14 protein-coding genes are annotated in these 16527 nt (G+C 61.5%); 10 read left to right on the forward strand and 4 right to left on the reverse strand.

The window, feature by feature from the left end:
* Positions 1 to 3: 3 nt before the first annotated feature.
* Together KUL93_RS01640 and KUL93_RS01645 are read left to right on the forward strand one after the other, a co-directional pair.
* Positions 4 to 1038, forward strand: coding sequence for a GNAT family N-acetyltransferase (locus KUL93_RS01640; RefSeq protein ID WP_217125387.1), 1035 nt, complete (start codon positions 4 to 6; stop codon positions 1036 to 1038).
* Positions 1035 to 2492, forward strand: a complete 1458-nt coding sequence (locus KUL93_RS01645; RefSeq protein WP_217125388.1) for a lipopolysaccharide biosynthesis protein — start codon at positions 1035 to 1037, stop codon at positions 2490 to 2492. Before KUL93_RS01640 ends, KUL93_RS01645 begins: the two co-directional genes overlap by 4 nt.
* On the opposite strand, the gene KUL93_RS11635 is transcribed toward KUL93_RS01645, so the two are convergent.
* Complete coding sequence (locus KUL93_RS11635; RefSeq protein WP_217125389.1) at positions 2482 to 3474, reverse strand: OmpA family protein; 993 nt, start codon at positions 3472 to 3474, stop codon at positions 2482 to 2484. The two genes, KUL93_RS01645 and KUL93_RS11635, sit on opposite strands and share 11 nt — an antisense overlap.
* Positions 3475 to 3617: 143 nt before the next feature.
* Between KUL93_RS11635 and KUL93_RS01655 the strand changes: the two genes are divergently transcribed.
* From KUL93_RS01655 to KUL93_RS01670, 4 genes are read left to right on the forward strand one after another with little or no spacing between them, the layout of a single operon-like run.
* Complete coding sequence (locus tag KUL93_RS01655; RefSeq protein WP_217125390.1) at positions 3618 to 4625, forward strand: polysaccharide biosynthesis/export family protein; 1008 nt, start codon at positions 3618 to 3620, stop codon at positions 4623 to 4625.
* Between the two features lie 10 nt (positions 4626 to 4635).
* Positions 4636 to 6123 carry a GumC family protein gene (locus KUL93_RS01660; RefSeq protein WP_217125391.1) on the forward strand — a complete coding sequence of 496 codons (1488 nt, stop codon included), beginning with the start codon at positions 4636 to 4638 and terminating at the stop codon, positions 6121 to 6123.
* The gene (locus KUL93_RS01665) at positions 6120 to 7034 is read left to right on the forward strand and encodes a P-loop NTPase family protein (protein WP_217125392.1); all 915 of its coding nucleotides are present in this window, start codon (positions 6120 to 6122) and stop codon (positions 7032 to 7034) included. Before KUL93_RS01660 ends, KUL93_RS01665 begins: the two co-directional genes overlap by 4 nt.
* Before the next feature lie 5 nt (positions 7035 to 7039).
* Entirely contained in the window at positions 7040 to 8533 is a 1494-nt protein-coding gene (locus KUL93_RS01670) for an O-antigen ligase family protein (RefSeq protein WP_249419179.1), read from the forward strand.
* Here the strand turns inward: KUL93_RS01670 and KUL93_RS01675 are convergent.
* Positions 8506 to 9294, reverse strand: coding sequence for a WecB/TagA/CpsF family glycosyltransferase (locus KUL93_RS01675; RefSeq protein ID WP_217125394.1), 789 nt, complete (start codon positions 9292 to 9294; stop codon positions 8506 to 8508). The genes KUL93_RS01670 and KUL93_RS01675 overlap by 28 nt on opposite strands.
* On the opposite strand from KUL93_RS01675, the gene KUL93_RS01680 reads away from it, so the two are divergent.
* Together KUL93_RS01680 and KUL93_RS01685 are read left to right on the forward strand one after the other, a co-directional pair.
* Positions 9293 to 9862: a hypothetical protein gene (locus KUL93_RS01680; protein WP_217125395.1), complete on the forward strand. Its 570-nt coding sequence runs from the start codon at positions 9293 to 9295 to the stop codon at positions 9860 to 9862. The genes KUL93_RS01675 and KUL93_RS01680 overlap by 2 nt on opposite strands.
* A 69-nt stretch (positions 9863 to 9931) precedes the next feature.
* Positions 9932 to 11380 carry an exopolysaccharide biosynthesis polyprenyl glycosylphosphotransferase gene (locus tag KUL93_RS01685; protein ID WP_217125396.1) on the forward strand — a complete coding sequence of 483 codons (1449 nt, stop codon included), beginning with the start codon at positions 9932 to 9934 and terminating at the stop codon, positions 11378 to 11380.
* A gap of 36 nt (positions 11381 to 11416) precedes the next feature.
* Here KUL93_RS01685 and KUL93_RS01690 read toward each other — a convergent pair whose 3' ends face one another.
* On the reverse strand, positions 11417 to 12625 hold the full coding sequence (locus tag KUL93_RS01690) for a glycosyltransferase (protein WP_217125397.1): 1209 nt from the start codon (positions 12623 to 12625) through the stop codon (positions 11417 to 11419).
* On the opposite strand from KUL93_RS01690, the gene KUL93_RS01695 reads away from it, so the two are divergent.
* Positions 12619 to 13776, forward strand: coding sequence for a glycosyltransferase family 2 protein (locus KUL93_RS01695; protein WP_217125398.1), 1158 nt, complete (start codon positions 12619 to 12621; stop codon positions 13774 to 13776). The two genes, KUL93_RS01690 and KUL93_RS01695, sit on opposite strands and share 7 nt — an antisense overlap.
* Positions 13777 to 13778: 2 nt before the next feature.
* A complete protein-coding gene (locus KUL93_RS01700; RefSeq protein WP_217125399.1) occupies positions 13779 to 14660 on the forward strand; it encodes a polysaccharide deacetylase family protein in 882 nt (293 codons plus the stop codon).
* Here KUL93_RS01700 and KUL93_RS01705 read toward each other — a convergent pair.
* Complete coding sequence (locus tag KUL93_RS01705; protein WP_217125400.1) at positions 14614 to 16527, reverse strand: AAA family ATPase; 1914 nt, start codon at positions 16525 to 16527, stop codon at positions 14614 to 14616. The genes KUL93_RS01700 and KUL93_RS01705 overlap by 47 nt on opposite strands.

The following is a 16527-nucleotide window of genomic DNA, read 5'->3' on the forward strand; positions in this document are numbered from 1 at the left end:
GCGATGACCGTCCAGTGGCGGTGCTATTCCGAACCCTGGTGGCAAACGCAACGGGAACGGTGGCGTGAATGGGTTGCTGCGGCCGAGCTACCCTTATTTTGCGATACTCCGTGGCTTGACGCAGTACTGCGCCACTATTGCCCCCAATTGCGTCTCTGGGTTGCGTTCGCAGGGGAGCAACCGCTCGGCGCGCTCCCGCTCGAAGCGGTGCGTTGGCACGGTTTTTCGGCCTGGCGTTGGCTGGGTGCCGCATTGCACCCCGATCATCTCGACCTCGTCGCCCCTCTGGCGCACCAGGAACGGCTCTGGCACAGTTTTCTCTCCGACGTGGTGGCACACGCCGACGTCACGCTCCTCTTTTGGGAAGGGGTGCGAAGCACGAGCGCGCTGTTGGCGCTACCGTGGCCGAAAACGCTCGTACTGTGGGATCGGCCACCCCGGCGCTGCCCCTATATTCCCCTAGCGGGAATCCCAGACATCGACGCGCTGGCACGAAACTGGCGCCCCAAACTGCGCAAAGAACTGGCCTACTTGCACCGCCGCATCGTACGCGACACTCCGAACGCCACGCTTCGTGCCGTTCCAGCGGACGCGATCGGGGATACCCTGAAGCAGCTCGCTGAATGGAGTACGCGCCAGCACGGTGCCGCGTCGGCATGGAACGACCCCCGGTTCGTCGCGTTTCACCACGACCTTTCGCACAGCCTCCACGCCTCGGCGCAACTTGGGCTCTACACCTTCGGCGAACCCGGTACACCGTGGGCGATCGCCTACGGCTTTCACGACCAAGGCACCTACCGCTATTACCAACCGGCGTTCGACACCGCTTTTGCGCGCTTCAGCCCCAGCAAAATGCTCATCGCCGCGCTGCTCGAAACCGGCATCGCAAAGGGGTGGCGGGAGTTCGATTTCCTGTTGGGCGACGAACCCTACAAGTTCGAATGGGGACCGCGCGTGCGCGAAGAGGCCGACTGGCGCGTCGCGAAAGGGTGGCTTGGGCGCGTGCTCGTCACGTGGCTGACGGGTTGGTCGCGATGAATCCCCGCGAACGCAAAACCGGCAGCGGCATGGCTTGGACGATTGCACGCGCGTTGCTGCAACTTTTTCTCAGCGTCGGTGTCGGCGTTGCGCTTGCGCGGCTTTTACCGCCGCGTGATTTCGGGGTCGTCGCGATTGCTACCGGTTTTGCCGTCCTTGCCGAAGCGCTGGCGATGGCCGGGTTGGGATCGGCGCTGATCCAAAAACGGCGCATCCGACGCGCCACGGTCGAAACCACGTGGCTACTCTCGCTTCTGCTCGCTACCCTTTTTCTCGCACTCTTTTTTGCCGCGGCGCCAATTCTGAGCCTCTGGTTCGACGCGCCGGAACTCAAACCCATTTTGACGATCATCGGCACCGCCCAAGCGGTAATGACCTTAGGGATCGTACCGCGCGCGCTCTTGCGCCGCCACCTCCACCTCAAACGGTTGGCGCTGATCGATCTCCTCAGCTACGCGCTCGGCTACGCGGCGGTCAGCGTGACGCTCGCGTGGCACGGCTGGGGTGCCGTCAGCCTCGCGTGGGGATTCTTCGCCTGGTGGCTGCTTGCTACCCTGTTGTGCTGGCACGCTTCGCGTATCCGCGTCTGGCGACCACGCTGGTCCGTGCAGGAAGGAACGGTGATTGTGCAATACGGCCTCACGTTGAGCGCCAAAGGGTTCCTCGTTTATCTGGGCGGTGCGCTCGACAGCCTGATCCTGGGGTGGCTCCTTGGCCCTGCACCGCTTGGCCTCTACCAGCGGGCCGCGCAACTGGCATCGATCCCTCTGCAACGCCTGGGCGCTACGGTCGGCCACGTGATGTTTCCGGCGTTTTCGCTGATTCAACAGAATCGGGTGAAATTGGCGTGTGCGCTCCTCGACGCCCAAAAGACGCTCGCGCTCGTCTGTTATCCGATCCTGGCTGCGCTCGCGGCCGTTCCCGAGGTCGTGATCGTCGCGCTCTACGGCGATGCTTGGCGTGACGCGGCACCCATTCTGCGCATCCTGGCGCTGATCGCGATGCTCGATTTGACGCACCATCTGGCTGGCCCTCTGCTCGAAGCGTGTGGCCGCGCCAAAAAAGAGTTGCGCCTGCAAAGCGGCTATCTTGGACTCCTTGCCGTCAGTTTGCTGGTTGCGGCCCCATTGGGACTGCGCGCTGCAGCGTGGGCGCATCTCATCCCCAGTCTTTACCTCTTGGCAACCATGGGAACCGTCGCACTGGGACTCCTGCGCCTCGATTGGCGGCCCTGGTTGGGTGCGAACCGCGCAGGCTTAGCGCTCGCTGCGGCGACGGCGCTCACCGCGCTGCTCCTCTCTTTCGCGGTGCGCACGGCTTTGCCGTCGGCTTCTCCGATCACGGAATTCCTGATCGTCGTGCTCGGTTGCGCGTCGGTCTATGGGGTGGGTCTGTGGCGTATCCCAGGCCCCCACCAACGGTGGTGGCGCAAAGAAGGCGCGCTCAACGACTGAGCAGCCAGACCTCGACGACGCGGTTACGCGCTTCGACCACCCCGTCTGGTGTCGGAACCGGAACGCGCCGCTCACCGTACGCGCGCGCTTCGACGATACGATCGCGCCCGATCCCTTCTGCCGCCAAAAGGCCCAACACGTGCCGGAGCCGTCGCTCAGCCAACGCGTCGTTGTAGCGTGTGCTCGCCGAACGGTCGGTGTGCGCGGCAATAACGATCATGCCGGGTTGCGCTTTTGCCGCCAGCGCCCACGCACGCAGTTTTTCCCGTTCCGTTGCAGAGAGCTGATCTTTATCCAACTCGAAATAGAGCGACAAGGGCACACACCCGTTCCCAGCACACGAAGGGGCGCTCGCCGAATGAGGCAAGGGATTCAAGGCAGCCGCAGAAACAGCCCCTCCGCTACCTGCCTCCAGTTGGCTCATCGCCTCCTCGAACGCCATGCGGCAGCGGTGCACGTACTCAGGGTACCGGTTGGCCTCCTGCGACTCCATCCAACAGTCGAACGCCACCTGTGCCCGCGCGGCAATGCGCGGGTACCGCTGGTCGGCACCCTGATCGAACGCGCGCATCAGACGGGTTCGCGCATAGATGAGATCCTGAAGCGCATATTTCGGCAACACGCGCGCGGCGATCTCTTCTGGCCAGATCCGCTCACCGCGCGCGGCGGCGCCGGCGCGCTGCAAAAATTTTGCGGCGTCGGCAAAGTCGCTGGCACTATCGCGCTCGCGCGCCAATTCGCGGTAGCCCATACTGAGTGCCCCGAGGAAATCTTGCCCGGCCGGTCCGTCGAAGAGGTGATCGGCGTAGCGCTCGACGATCGCACCGCTCGGCGGTGGCGCCGCGACCCCTTGCGTCGCGGGCAAAACCCCCCGTTCCTTCTCTTCTATTCCCGGCACGTTGTAGGCTGCCGACTGACACCCCGCGATCAATGCCGCCACCCCAACCGCGACCAACGGCAAACGAGACGTTCGCACTTCCACGATACGACCTCCCTACCCGCTCGACATGTCTTACAATATACACGACAAATTGCGCCATAACGAACGAAACACCCACAAAAATTCGATCGTGCGCGATTTATCCACTATACTGTCATCAGCAGATCGAATAGGGGGGTACGTTTATGTCGGTTTTTCGGCTGCGCAAAGGGTTCATGGCACTGGTTACAGTAACCCTGATCCTCACGGGATGCGCCACCCCACGGCCAGAGATCCCCAACGGGGTTTCCGTCCATACTTCCGACGTGCGGGAAAATACCGCGCTCTTCGTCGGGCGCGACTATCTCCTCTCCCCAGGTGACGAACTCGAAATCGTCTACCAATTCGACACGCAACTCCAACCCGAATACCGGCTGGCGATCGGCGACCAGATCCGGGTCGAATTCGTCGACTACCCGCAGCTCGATCGCACGGTCGACGTCCGCCCGGACGGGCGGATCACCGTTCCGTACATCGGGGACGTCAGCGCCGCAGGAAAAACCCCGGAGGAATTGGCGCGTGACCTCGATCGCCTCTACAGCAAACTGCTCACAAAGCCCCGTAGCACCGTGAGTCTGGTGCGCTTTGGGCAACGGATTCGCGACCTCAAAGAGGCGATCCGCACCGCAACGCGCGGGCAGAGCCGGTTGACGGTCGTCGGACCCGACGGCCGAATCACGCTCCCGCTGATCGAACCGATCTTCGTCGCCGGGAAAACGATCGACGAAGCCCAGCGGGCGATCACCGCGGCGTATGCCCGTGTCATCTCGGGTCTCAACGTCTCGACGCTGCTCCTCAAAGCGACGGGTAACCGGGCCTATGTCTTCGGCTATGTCGGACGACCCAACTACGTCGAACTGATCGGCCCCACCACCGTCACCCAGGCGATCGCGATGGCTGGCGGGCTCGACCCGCGCGCCGAAGCCCGCACCGTGCTGCTGATCACCCGTGACGAAGCGAACCACCCCGTGGGTCGCGTCATCGATCTCAACGCGATCCTGACCACTGGCAATTTGGGGAAAGACCCGATCCTGCGCCAAGGTGATGTCATCTATGTCCCCAACACGCGACTGGCTGATGCGGCGCTTACTGCGGAACAGCTCTGGTCGTTGATCCCCCGCCCGTTCAGTTTCAGCTATCAACGGAACCTCTAAGGATCTCGCGATGAACACAGCGTCTTCGAATCTTCCCGTGCCCAGCAGCACTCCGCCTTCCACGACACCAACGCAAACCGTCCGCGACGTCCTCAGCATCTTTTTCTACAAAAAAAGGGTCTTCGTTGCGACACTGCTTGGCGTGATCGGCGTCACGCTGGCCATTACCCTTCTCTCCCCGCCGCGCTACGAAACCAGCGCCGATCTTCTCGTCAAACCGGCGCTCACGCGCCCGTTCATGATCTCGCCTGAGGGGGGAGCATTTTTTGCCTCGGACGTCACGTTGAAAGACCTCAACACCATCATCTTTTTGCTGCAATCGAGCGAACATCTCGCCCAAGTTGCCAAACGGTTGGGGGTAGCCAATGGCGACGACCCCGCGGCAATACAACGAGCGGTAGCCGAACTCAAAGGAAGGCTGAAAGCCGAACCCTTGACCGAATCGAACGTCGTGCGCGTCACGTTGAAAGGGGGGGATCCACAAGAGACGCAGCACGTGTTACAAACGATCGTCAATACCTTCGTCGATTACTATATCGAAATCAACCGCGTTTCCGGCGGCATCCAATTTTTCCGCAACCAAACCGAATTTCTGCAACGGCGGCTCGCGCAACTCAATCGCGAGCTCGAACAGGTGATCGCACAAACCGGCGTGGTCGACCCCGCAGTCCAACGCCAAACCCTGCTTCAGTTGTTGCGCGACCTCGAGCAGGAGCGGATGAAGATGCTCTCCAACCTGGAAGAGCTTCGCGCCAAAACCCACGCATTCTCGGAAGCGCTCACCCGATTCGAGAAGAATGGGGGTCGCACCCTCGTCGGCTTACCGAAGACGACAATCTACGAGTACCCTGCCCTGATCGAGATGGAAAAGAGTCTCGCGCAGCTCACGATCAATCTGCAGCGCGCGCGCAACGACTATCAACCTGGATCTAAACCGGTACAAGACGCCGAAGCCCAGTACGCGAACATGCGCAACCAGATTCGGCAATACCTCAAACAGATCATCGAAGACCTCAAGGTCGAAACGCAAAGCGGTCAAGCGGCGCTCGAAGCGCTTCAGGCGCGCATCGATGACCTCAACGACAAAGCGGTGCAATTGACGGGACGTTCGCTCGCTTACGAACAACTGCAACTCGAACGCGAACTCACAAGCAAACAGTACGGCCTCTACGTCGACAAACAAGAAGAGGCGCGTATTCGCCAAGCCAAAGACGATGCACGCTTTGCCAACGTCTCGATCGCCGCACAACCCCAACTGCCCGTGTCTCCCGTCTTTCCCCGTCCCGGCTTGATGCTTACGCTGGCACTCATCGTCGGACCTTTCGTCGCCGCCGGCGTAGCGGCAGCAGCGTACCTTGTGGAACAGCGCATCTATACCCCCACCGACGCGGCACCGTACGCGCCCCTCTTGGGTGCGCTCGATGCCCCTCCGCCTGGACACCCCTGGCAAAGCGCCTTCGCGCAGACCATTCCGCACGCTAGCGGGAGAGCATCATGAGACTTTCCGACATTCTGGCGCGTGACAACGCAGACCCCTGGCGACGCAAAACCCCGTGGGATGCCGCAATCGATAGCCACGACCCCTGGGGTCGCTTCGATGAGCTGGAAAAGCCTGATACCGCTTACGAACCCCAGCCAACGATGCCGCATGCTCAGAAACCGCAACGCGAGACGAGCGTGCGTGACGCAGCTCAGGCGAAGCCGGCCCACACCACGCGCCCGGACGACTTGGGCGTAGTCGCCCAGCCATCCCGTTCGGAGACAGCACGCGCGCCAAAACGGCTGATCCTTCCGCCGCCTATTCGCCAACTGCCCAGCGCTTGGGGCATGGAGGTGCAACGCATCGCGCACCATTTGGCGTTTGGCCATGCGCAAGCGCCTCACACCGTCCTTTTTGCGGCACCGATTCCACAAAGTGGCGTCTCCACCCTCACGTTCCTTCTGGCCCACCACCTGGCGAGCAGCACCCCAGACGGGCAGACCCTCCTGCTTCGCCTCGTACTCGAACCCCAACCGATGCGTCACGATTCGCTGACACTCGCTGTGGGCGACCCTTTTTCCTGGCAGCAACTGCCTTCGGACCAAGCGCTCAACATCCTCACCTTGTACAGCGGTGAAAACTATTCGGTTGCGGAAAAAGTCCGCTGGTACCGATCCCTGTTGGCTTCAGCGCGTCGTCTCTACGCGACGGTGGTGATCGATACCCCGCCATTCAACCGTTGTCCGGATAGCTATCTCTTGACAAGCGAAACCGACGGCGTGGTTTTGGTGCTCAAAAGCGGCGCCGTGCGCAAGCCAGCTGTCGCAGCGCTCGTCAAGGAGCTCAACGGCTTGAGCATCCCGGTCTTGGGGTCGGTTCTCACCTTCCGTGAATATCCCTTGCCCCGTTGGTTGATTCGCTTGCTGTGACGACCATGCGCGCTGGCGCCTCCGACCCACACGCCTTGCTCACTTTTCCCGCGGCGCTGCTTGTTGGCGCCAGTAGCGCTTGGTTGCTGTCGATTGCCTTTGCTCAGCAAGATACGGCTACGCTTTTGGCAACGCTGGCGGGGCTACTCGGTATTGCGCTCTTTCCCGTTCTCTTTCTGTTTCTCTCGCGTCAAGCGATCGACCAGCTGGCGTGGACGGTGGCCGTTTTCGCACTGGCGCTCACCTTCATCGACAACAACTTCGCGTTCCGCGAAAACTGGCCGTACACCGTTTTGGCAAACGGTTTTCGCGTTTCGCTCAGTGATCTGTTGTTGCTGTTCCTTGCCCTGTTGTGGTGGTTCGATCGCACGTACCAGTCTGCGACCTCCGCGATTCCCAAGCCCCTGGCGATCGCACTCGTTGCGATGCTCTTGTGGGACGGCGCCAATGCGCTCCTGGTCGCCAAGGAATCGTTCTTTGCCTGGAGCCTCTACTGGCGCGAAATCAAGGCCGTCTTTTTTCTTTGGATCCTGGCACGATACCTCCGCCCCTACCACCTCCATTGGCTCGGATTGGCTCTTGCTGCCGAGGTGATCCTCGAAGCGATCGCGGTGTTGGACCAACGAACCGTCCAGGCCATTTTCACGGAAAAATTGCTCAAAACGGAATTTGCGCTCAAAAGCGCCGCGGGAAGCGGTTATCTCCTGCGCTTCGGCGGCACGTTCGGTCACCCCAATACCCTGGCGAATTTTCTTGCAGTCGCGTTGCTCTACCTCTGGTTCTTCGTTCCCACACTCAAGGGAAGACGATGGCAACGCGCTTTCGTCGTGTTCGCACTGATCGTCGGGTTTGCTACCTTTACGCTGACCGGTTCACGTGCCGGGTGGCTGGGTTTCGGCTTTGCGCTGGCCTTGGGAATGCTGTTGTGGATGAAGAAAAACGGCAAGAACGTCATCATCGGCGCACTCGTGATGATTTTTTCAGTGAGCACAGTATTTGCCGCGTTGTACGCCACATCGGCGACGTTCCGTGACCGGTTGACCAAAGAGGATCGCGGTTCGGCGCTGGTGCGCATTCCCCTTGCCGAAACGGCCGCAAACATCATCGCCGACCGGCCACTTGTTGGCGTTGGACTTGGACAATATACCCGTGAAATGCACCGCTACGACCGTACTTACCTCCAAGTCGCTTCGTGGTACAACCAACCGGTGCACAATTTTGCATTGCTGACTGCGGCCGAAACCGGCATTCCTGGCCTCATCGTCCATCTGGTCGTTCTGGCTTTGATAAGCTGGTACAGTTGGCAGACGTTTCGCGGAGGCACCGGCTTTTTTGCCGATATCGGGCTGACCGCAATGGGTGGTACGCTCGCGTGGGCAATTCAAGAACAGGCGAACCCGGACTACATCTTCATGCCCTACTACCTGTGGGTCATCTGGGGTGCAATGCTCGCGGCGCGGCGATGGGAACGTCAGTCGCGGGGTGAAACCGCAAAATAGCGCCACGCTACTGCACGCATCAAAAACAGAGGATTACCTACCCAATAGCGCCGCCAGGTGTAACGCGGCTGCTGGAAGAATCGGTAGAGCCATTCCAACCCATGATCGGTCATCCAGCGCGGCCCGCGCGGGATCAAGCCGGTTGCGATGCGCGCGTACCCTCCAGACATCAGCGCAACGCGGACCCCAGCGAGCCGATCGCCGTTTGCCACAAACCACTCCTCCTGAATGGGCATGCTCATCCCGACAAGGAGCACCTGTGCGCCGCTTGCGTTGATTTTCGCAACCACCGCCTCGTTTTCCGCCCCTGAGCGAGCAAAAAAACCGTGGTGGTGTCCGGCCCACAGCAGCCCCGGAAAGTGGGTCTGCGCCCATGTTGCGAACGCAGCGCCCACCTCCTCGGTATCCCCCAAGAAAAAGAGCGGCGCTTGGCGCGCTGCGCACAGCCGCAAGAAATCGGGCATCCAGTCGGCAAAGGTCAACCGCTCACCCACCTCCATCTGAAGCAGGCGTGCGGCAAGCACCACCCCATAGCCGTCGACGAAGACCAGATCGGCACGGTTGAGCGCCGCCCGAAACGATGGGCGGACCCAGGCGAGGTTCATCGCATGAGCATTGACGTTGGCGACGAACCGGCAGGCTTCCCCAACAAGGGCATCCCCCAACCACGCCAGCAGCGTTTCGCGGTTGACACGATGGATCCGTACCCCCATCATCTCGACTGACGGCAGTGGTGCCGCGACAACACCGTCTCCATTCATGACCCTGCGCTCCTTCCTTCGATCTGTCGTCCCGCGACGCGTTTGTATCGAACTCTTCGCCGCCCCGCGTGACCGCGCGGCATCCGATCCCCCCCCCGAGCCTCGGGTTCGGGAAGTGACCCTGGCATGGATCGATACGCCCACCGCTTGTCACGCACACCTCGCCCCTTTTTTTGCTACCGACCCCCATTTGGCACTGGTCGATCGCGTCGCACCTTCCCGTTTCGCGCGCGGCGACCTCCTTTGGGTTCTCCGTGCCCACGGCGACCCAGTCCATTTCGCCTGGACGCGCCACGACGGGTGGCTGGACCTCTCCTACGAACTGGGGCGAGATGCCTGTTGGTCCCTTCCGCCCAAATCGGTGGTGATCTACGACTGCTACACGCTCGGTGCTGCCCGTGGGCGCGGCCATTATCCCGTTGCGCTGCGCTGCCTCTGCGACCATTTTCCCACTGCCACTCTTTGGATCTACTGCGCCTCACAAAACTGCGCCTCGCTCAGCGGCATTCGCAAAGCAGGTTTCGCGTGGCAACAGCGCCTCTGCCGCTGGCGCTGGTTATCACAGTAAGCTTGCCCAAAACATTGCTGCACGCATGGTATCATTGTCCCCCTTTTTGATCCGATCGGTGACGCAGTCGTGCCCCCGTTCGTCTTGCGCTCGTTGCCCCTCGTCGATCTCGTCGCGCTCTGGGTCGCATTGTTGTTTGCGGCCTATTTCACCGGGCCCGCGTTCGAGGGCGTACGGTTCCTCCGCCTCCTGGAATGGCGGATCTCGCTACAGAACCTTTTGCTGCTCCTTGTTTGGAGCGGTTTTTGGCTGCTGCTCTCCTACCTGGCGCAGACGCGTACCAAAACAACTAGGCGCTTCGTTTTACCCACCGTGCAGATCGCCGTGATGACCGGAATTGGGGTGCTGGTGCTTGCGGCAAGCAGCCAACTCTTTGCGATCGCGCTCATCACCCCGCAGTATATCGTGGCGTTCGCGCTCCTCTATTTCGTAGCCAGCCATCTGTTGCACTGGCTCTACAACCGGGTGCTCCGTTTTCTCGATCCGGAACAACACTACCTAAACCATACCGTGCTTCTTGGCGCCACGCCGCTCGCGGCAGAGATAACTTCCTCGCTGCGAGCGAACGCCCATTTTCGGCTCCTGGGTTACTTCGGTACGCCAACAACGGAAACAGACGGGCTAAATTTGGTTCCCTGTTTGGGGCAACTGCACGATTTCGCCTACTGGATGCACGAATCGGTCGTCGATCAAGTGGTCGTGACGTTGCCGCTCGCCACCCTCGATCCAGCGGTCAGAGACGCGCTCAGCGCGGCCGAAGCGGAGGGTATCGAGGTGTTGTTCCCAGTGCCGCTTCTTGCGCCCTATCTCCCTCTGCCAGAGCCGTTGGCGCCACGAACCCATCTGATTCGCTGGTCGGTCGGTAGCGGGGCCGTCCCACTTTTAAGCTTCGACTCCGGCCCACAGATGGGGCGGGCATTGCTCGTCAAACGCCTACTGGACGTCACTGCCGCCGCGCTCGGCATCTTGATCCTCTCGCCGCTCTTCCTCCTCATCGCGCTGGCGATCCGCGTGACGATGGGTTCTCCGGTTTTCTTCGTCCAACCGCGGCTGGGGTACCACCGCCGCATCTTTCTGCTCTACAAGTTTCGGACGATGATTCCCAATGCTGACGCGCTGCGGGAAACCTTACGCGCCCACAACGACCGCGACGGCGCGGCGTTCAAAATGCGCAACGACCCACGCATCACCCCGCTCGGCCGTTGGTTGCGCAAACTCAACTTGGACGAACTGCCCCAACTCTTCAACGTCCTCAGGGGCGATATGAGCCTGGTTGGCCCCCGCCCGTTGCCGCTCGACGACTACGCCCGAATGGACCGCATCACCTACCTGCGCCGGGTGAGCGTACTCCCCGGCATCACCTGCACGTGGCAGATCGCCCCCAACCGCGCGTCGATTCCGTTCGACGAATGGATGCGGATGGATCTGGCCTACATCGATGACTGGAGTCTTCACACCGACCTGTTGCTGCTCGTCAAGACCGTTTGGGTGACGCTGCGCGGCAAAGGGGATCAATAGGGAATCAATAACGCGGACTACGACGCTCGCCCACGGCTATTGCGGGATCAGTGCCGTCGGTTGCGCACGCAGCCACTCGGCAAAGCACGCATGGTTGCGGCGCAGATCGAAGCGTTCGGTCAGCCGCGCATGCGCGGCCTGGGTCATGCGCGCGCTGTCGATTTTCCCTTCTGCGATCCGAAGAATCGCTTCGGCAACCGCGTCGGGATCCTCCGGCGGCACCAACAACGCCCCCTCTGGCCCCACCAATTCTGGGATCGCCCCAACCGCGGTCGTCACGATGGGTATACCAGCATTCATCGCCTCCATCAAAACGAGCGGCATCCCTTCGACCACACTCGTCAAGACAAAGACGTGGTAGCGCCGATAGCTGGCCAGGATTTCGTCGTGAAATTTGGCGCCCAGCAACCGAACCACGTCGCCCAACCCGGCCTGGGCGATTTGCGCGCGCAGCGCCGCTTCGCGCTCGCCACTGCCGATGATGTCGCACAAAAAGGGAACACCTTTTTCCCGTAACTGCGCGCACGCGGCAATGAGCACATGTTGGGCTTTGTGTTCGCTCAAACGCCCAACGTTGAGGAGACGCAGCGGTCGCGCGATCGGTGGCGGCGGCTGGTACGGCAGCGGTTCGACGCCCAGCGGAATCACGGCTCTGTTACGCGGCAATAGACCCGGAAAACGGGTGCTGAGCACCGCTAAATTGTGCGCCGAAATCGACACAAGCGCCTCGGCTGCCGCCAATTTGCGCGCCAAATCGGGCGGGTTGTCGTAGAGCGCGTCGGAGCCGTGTAACGTCAACGAATAGGGCACGTCTGCCAAACGGTGACACCAATGAGCGACCGCCGCAGCACCGTACGTGAAGTGGGCGTGCACATGGACCCGTTGCCCACGAAAGTGGTACAGCAACAAGACGGCACCGGCCCAGTGCGCCAACGCGGTAGGTAGCGGCGCTTCGTACCGTAGTGTTTCGGCAAGCGTTTGCCAATAGCGACGCGCAAAACGCTCAATCGCCCAACGGTGGGCGCGTACCCATACCGAGAGGCGCTGCGATTGCAGGTACAATACCCGTTCCAGCCAAGGACGCATCGGCGGATGGACCTCGTCGAACGCCGGGCGGCGGTTGGCGATATGGCAAACCGGCACCCCCATGCGCGCCAACGATTCAGCTTGTGCGACGACGAACGTTTCGCTCAAACATGGGAAACGGGAATGAACGAAGAGATAATGAGGCTGCGGCGATGACATGGTGGTGGCTCGTCTGGCTTTTGGGTGGGATACCGTCATTCTATCTGCTCCTTCTGACCTGGGTCGCTGCGCCCCTTCCCTACCCGTGGCTACCGGAAAAAGCCCGGTCGTCGCGTGCGCAGGGCCAAACCCGCTTTCGCATCGTGATCCCGGCACACAACGAAGCGAAACATATCGCGACGACGGTCACCGCGGCGCTGGCGTTGGATTATCCCCGTTCGCACTTTTCGGTTCTGGTGGTTGCCAACGCCTGCACCGACGAAACCGCTGAAGTGGCGCAGGCGGCAGGGGCGGCGGTGCTCAGCTACCCGCCCCCCGGAAAAGGGGGTGCGCTCGATTATGCGTTCAACCAACTCCTTCGCGACCCGTCGTGGGACGCAGTGCTCGTGCTCGACGCCGATTCGGTGCTCGACCCACATGCGCTCACCGTGCTGGACGCCTGTTTCCAATGCGGAGCCGAGGCGGTTCAGCTCCGCTACGCAGTGCGCAACGTGCGTGTCAATGCGCGCACGGAGATCGCAGCGATTCAACTGGCGTCACTCAACGGCGTGCGCCCGCTCGCGCGCTCCCGTTTCGGGTGGTCGGCGGGCATTTTCGGCAACGGCTTTGCCTTGGCGCGCGATACCGTTGCCGCAGTCCCGTACCGTGCCCACGGTATCGTCGAGGATATCGAATACCACCAACATCTCTTTCTTGCGGGAAAACGGGTCGACTTCACCGATGCGGCAGCGGTGTGGGCAGAGATGCCGGTTGCGCGCCACCAGTTGGCTACCCAGCGCGCGCGCTGGGAACGGGGCAAGTTATGGACGATTCGCCACTACGCGCCACAGGTTCTCCGCCAGCTGCTTCGCCGCCCCTGGCAAACCGTCGGGCAACTGTTCGATCTGCTGATCCCGCCAATCGCCTGGGTGGCGATCCTCTTGGCGCTCCTTGCATGGATCGCGCCGCAACCGGTCCGCATTGCCGCGTTGCTCGGTTTCGGCGCAATCCTGATCCACTACCTACACGCCGCGCATCGCTATCGACTCCTGCCACTCTTTGCCCGCGCGTTGATGCACGCACCACGCTATATTTTTGAAAAACTGTGGGCTGTGTTGCATTCGATGGTGACGGAACGCCGGTTGGGGTGGAAACGGACGGAGCGCGACTAAAGATGTTTACCGCCGACCTCATCGTGATGTACCACGGCGTCGTACCAGACGACGAACCGCTCGACGATTGGCTCCAAGTCCCCGCGTCGCGCTTTCGCGATCAATTGGCGTTCTTCACCCGCTGGTTTACGCCCGTCTGCGTCGAAACGTTTTTCACCACGCCACGAAAAGCATGGCAGAAACCAAGGCTCCTCGTCACCTTCGACGACGGCTATGCCAACAACCTAACCGTCGCCGCACCCATTCTCCAAGAGTACCGGGTGCCCGCACTCTTTTTCCTGGCTACCGGCTACCTGGAAACTCCGTGGTTTTGGTGGGACCGCCTTCGCGCTGGCCTTGCCACGGTGGGGAAAAAACCTTCGGCTGCGCTCGTTGCCGAGATCAAAGCGCTCGCCCCGTCTGCTGTCGAAGCGAAAGTGACAGCGATTCTCGAGGCGTGCGGCGCCCATGCCGCTTTACCCCCCACACCGGCGCTTCGCCCCCTCACCTGGGCGGAAGCGCAGCAACTCGCGCGGCTACCCGGTGTCGCAATCGGCAACCATGGGCACTGCCATGAAATTTTCGCGCACCTGGACGAGGCAGCGCTTGCGCACACCCTCACCCTCAGTCAGCGCTTACTCACCGAACGGCTTGGCGTAGCGCCCCAGTGGATTGCGCCACCCAATGGCGACTGGCGCCGCGATCAGATCAACCGTTTTGCCGAGCTCGGTTTCCAGGCCATTTTCACCACGCAACCGGGGTGGGTGACTTGGCAGCGCAGCGCACCTTCCCCGCGCGTGCTCCCCCGAGTCGGGATCGGCGCAACCGACCGCCCCTTGAACCTAGCCAAGCGCCTCGTTAAGACCCGGTTGCACCAGGCCGTTCCAAGAGGGGAAGGTAGCTAAACCGCACCAGATCGGCAACCCGTGCCGCTTCGTCGAAATCGGTAAAGGGGCCCAGATAGAGTCGGATCACAGTCTGCCCCGCAAGCATCGCGGGCAATTGCACCACCGCAGCGCCCATCGGTGCCAACCGCTGTTTGACCGCTGCGGCCTGCTGGTCGTCGGCAAGCGTGGCGTAGTAGAGATAGAACCGTCCACGTTGATCAGCGACGATCATGTCGGTGCGACGAAATTGTGGCAGCCGAATCCGGGTATTTGCGGTCACCCGATCGAGATTGACCCCCGGGTTTGCTGCGGCGAAAAGATCCCGCACCGTGGTGTTGTCCGCGCCGAAATGGTTGCTGATCGCGGTGAGGGCCGCCTTGGCGTCATGGACCATTTGCTCGGTACTGTGCGTTGCCACCGGCAACGGCAGCGCTGAGGGAAAATGCGCGTTTGGCACAGACTGCGAACCGGTTGCTGGTGCGCCGTCACGAAGAGAGAGAGACTCTCCAGAAGGCGCAGAGGGCATACTGCGATCAGGCGGAACCCCCTCGACGCGGTTGGGAATCGAGGGATCGGCGGTGCGCGAAGGCGCCGTGCGATTCGCTTCACCTGCTGACCGGCTGAGTTGCGTGCCCAATACGCGCCCAGCCGATGATTCCGCCGGCAAGCGGCTCTGCAGCCACCAATAAGCGCCCCCTGCGCCAAGCAGCAACGCAATGGCGACACTCAAAAGCCACTGTCTCCAGGCAAGCGGATGACGCGCAACTGGCTCTCCGCTCCCATTTGGCGACGGCGAAGACGGTGGTGCGGCAGGACCGGCAGCGGCGTGGGTCGTGAGCGCAGCCACATCAAAAGGAGAGGGAGCTGCGTTTGTCTGCGGAAACGGCGGCGCTACCGCAGGAGCGGCTTGCTGCTGCCGGTTCAAACCGGGAATTTCCGGCGGTGTATCGGCTGCGGTAATAGAAGAAGCCGATTCGGGCGAAGGGGGCGTGGCGTCGACCACGGGCTCCTCGGCTTTTGCCGCGCCGTCGGCTGCCGCTTCTTGGGGCGCCGAAACCGGTTCTGCCTCGAGAAAGACCGCACCCAGGGGAAGCTTTGCCAATGCGGCTTCGATATCTTGCCGTTCTACGGTTCGCGACTGGCGCCCAAACGCGAAGATCAGAGCATGGTCGCAGATCTGATTGATGAGCCGCGGCACGCCACGGCTGACCTGATGAATCCACTCCAAACACGGGCGGGAAAAGAGATACGGGTCTCCCCCTGCCGCGCGCAAGCGGTGCTGGACGTAACCAATGGTGTCGTCCAACGAGAAGGGACGCAGATGCTCGACCAGCGCCACGCGCTGCAACAGCGGTCGCATGTGGTGTTGTTTGAGAATGAGCGCGAGCTCCTCTTGTCCGCTCAGAACGATCTGGATCAATTTTCCGCGTTCGTCTTCCAGGTTGAGGAGCAGACGCACCGCCTCGAGTAAGCGCTCGGGCAGCAGATGCGCCTCATCGGCCAGAAGTACGAAACGCAGCGCTTCGTCTTTTTTCGCCTGACGCGCCAGCGCTTGTTGAATCGCGGAAAGGGGCTCTCTGACGAACGCTGGTTCGTCCCCCTCACCCCACGCTTGCCACAACAGGGAAAAAAACTCCTGTTCGGACAACCACGGATTGGTCAAAAAGAGACACCGAAACGTGGGGTTGTCCGCGGCCAGTTTACGCAGCAAAAGGGTCTTGCCGCTCCCCACCGGCCCCGTGAGCAGGCACAATCCTTTGCGCTCCCGCACGCCATAAAGCAGTGTCGCCAACGCTTCGCGGTGTGCCGCGCTCGCGTAGAAACAACCGGGGTCGGCGGTATTGGCGAAAGGGGGGCGCGTGAAATGGAAAAATTCGAAATACAT

The sequence above is a fragment of the Hydrogenophilus thiooxidans genome, from assembly GCF_019049855.1.
Classification (GTDB): domain Bacteria; phylum Pseudomonadota; class Gammaproteobacteria; order Burkholderiales; family Rhodocyclaceae; genus Hydrogenophilus; species Hydrogenophilus thiooxidans.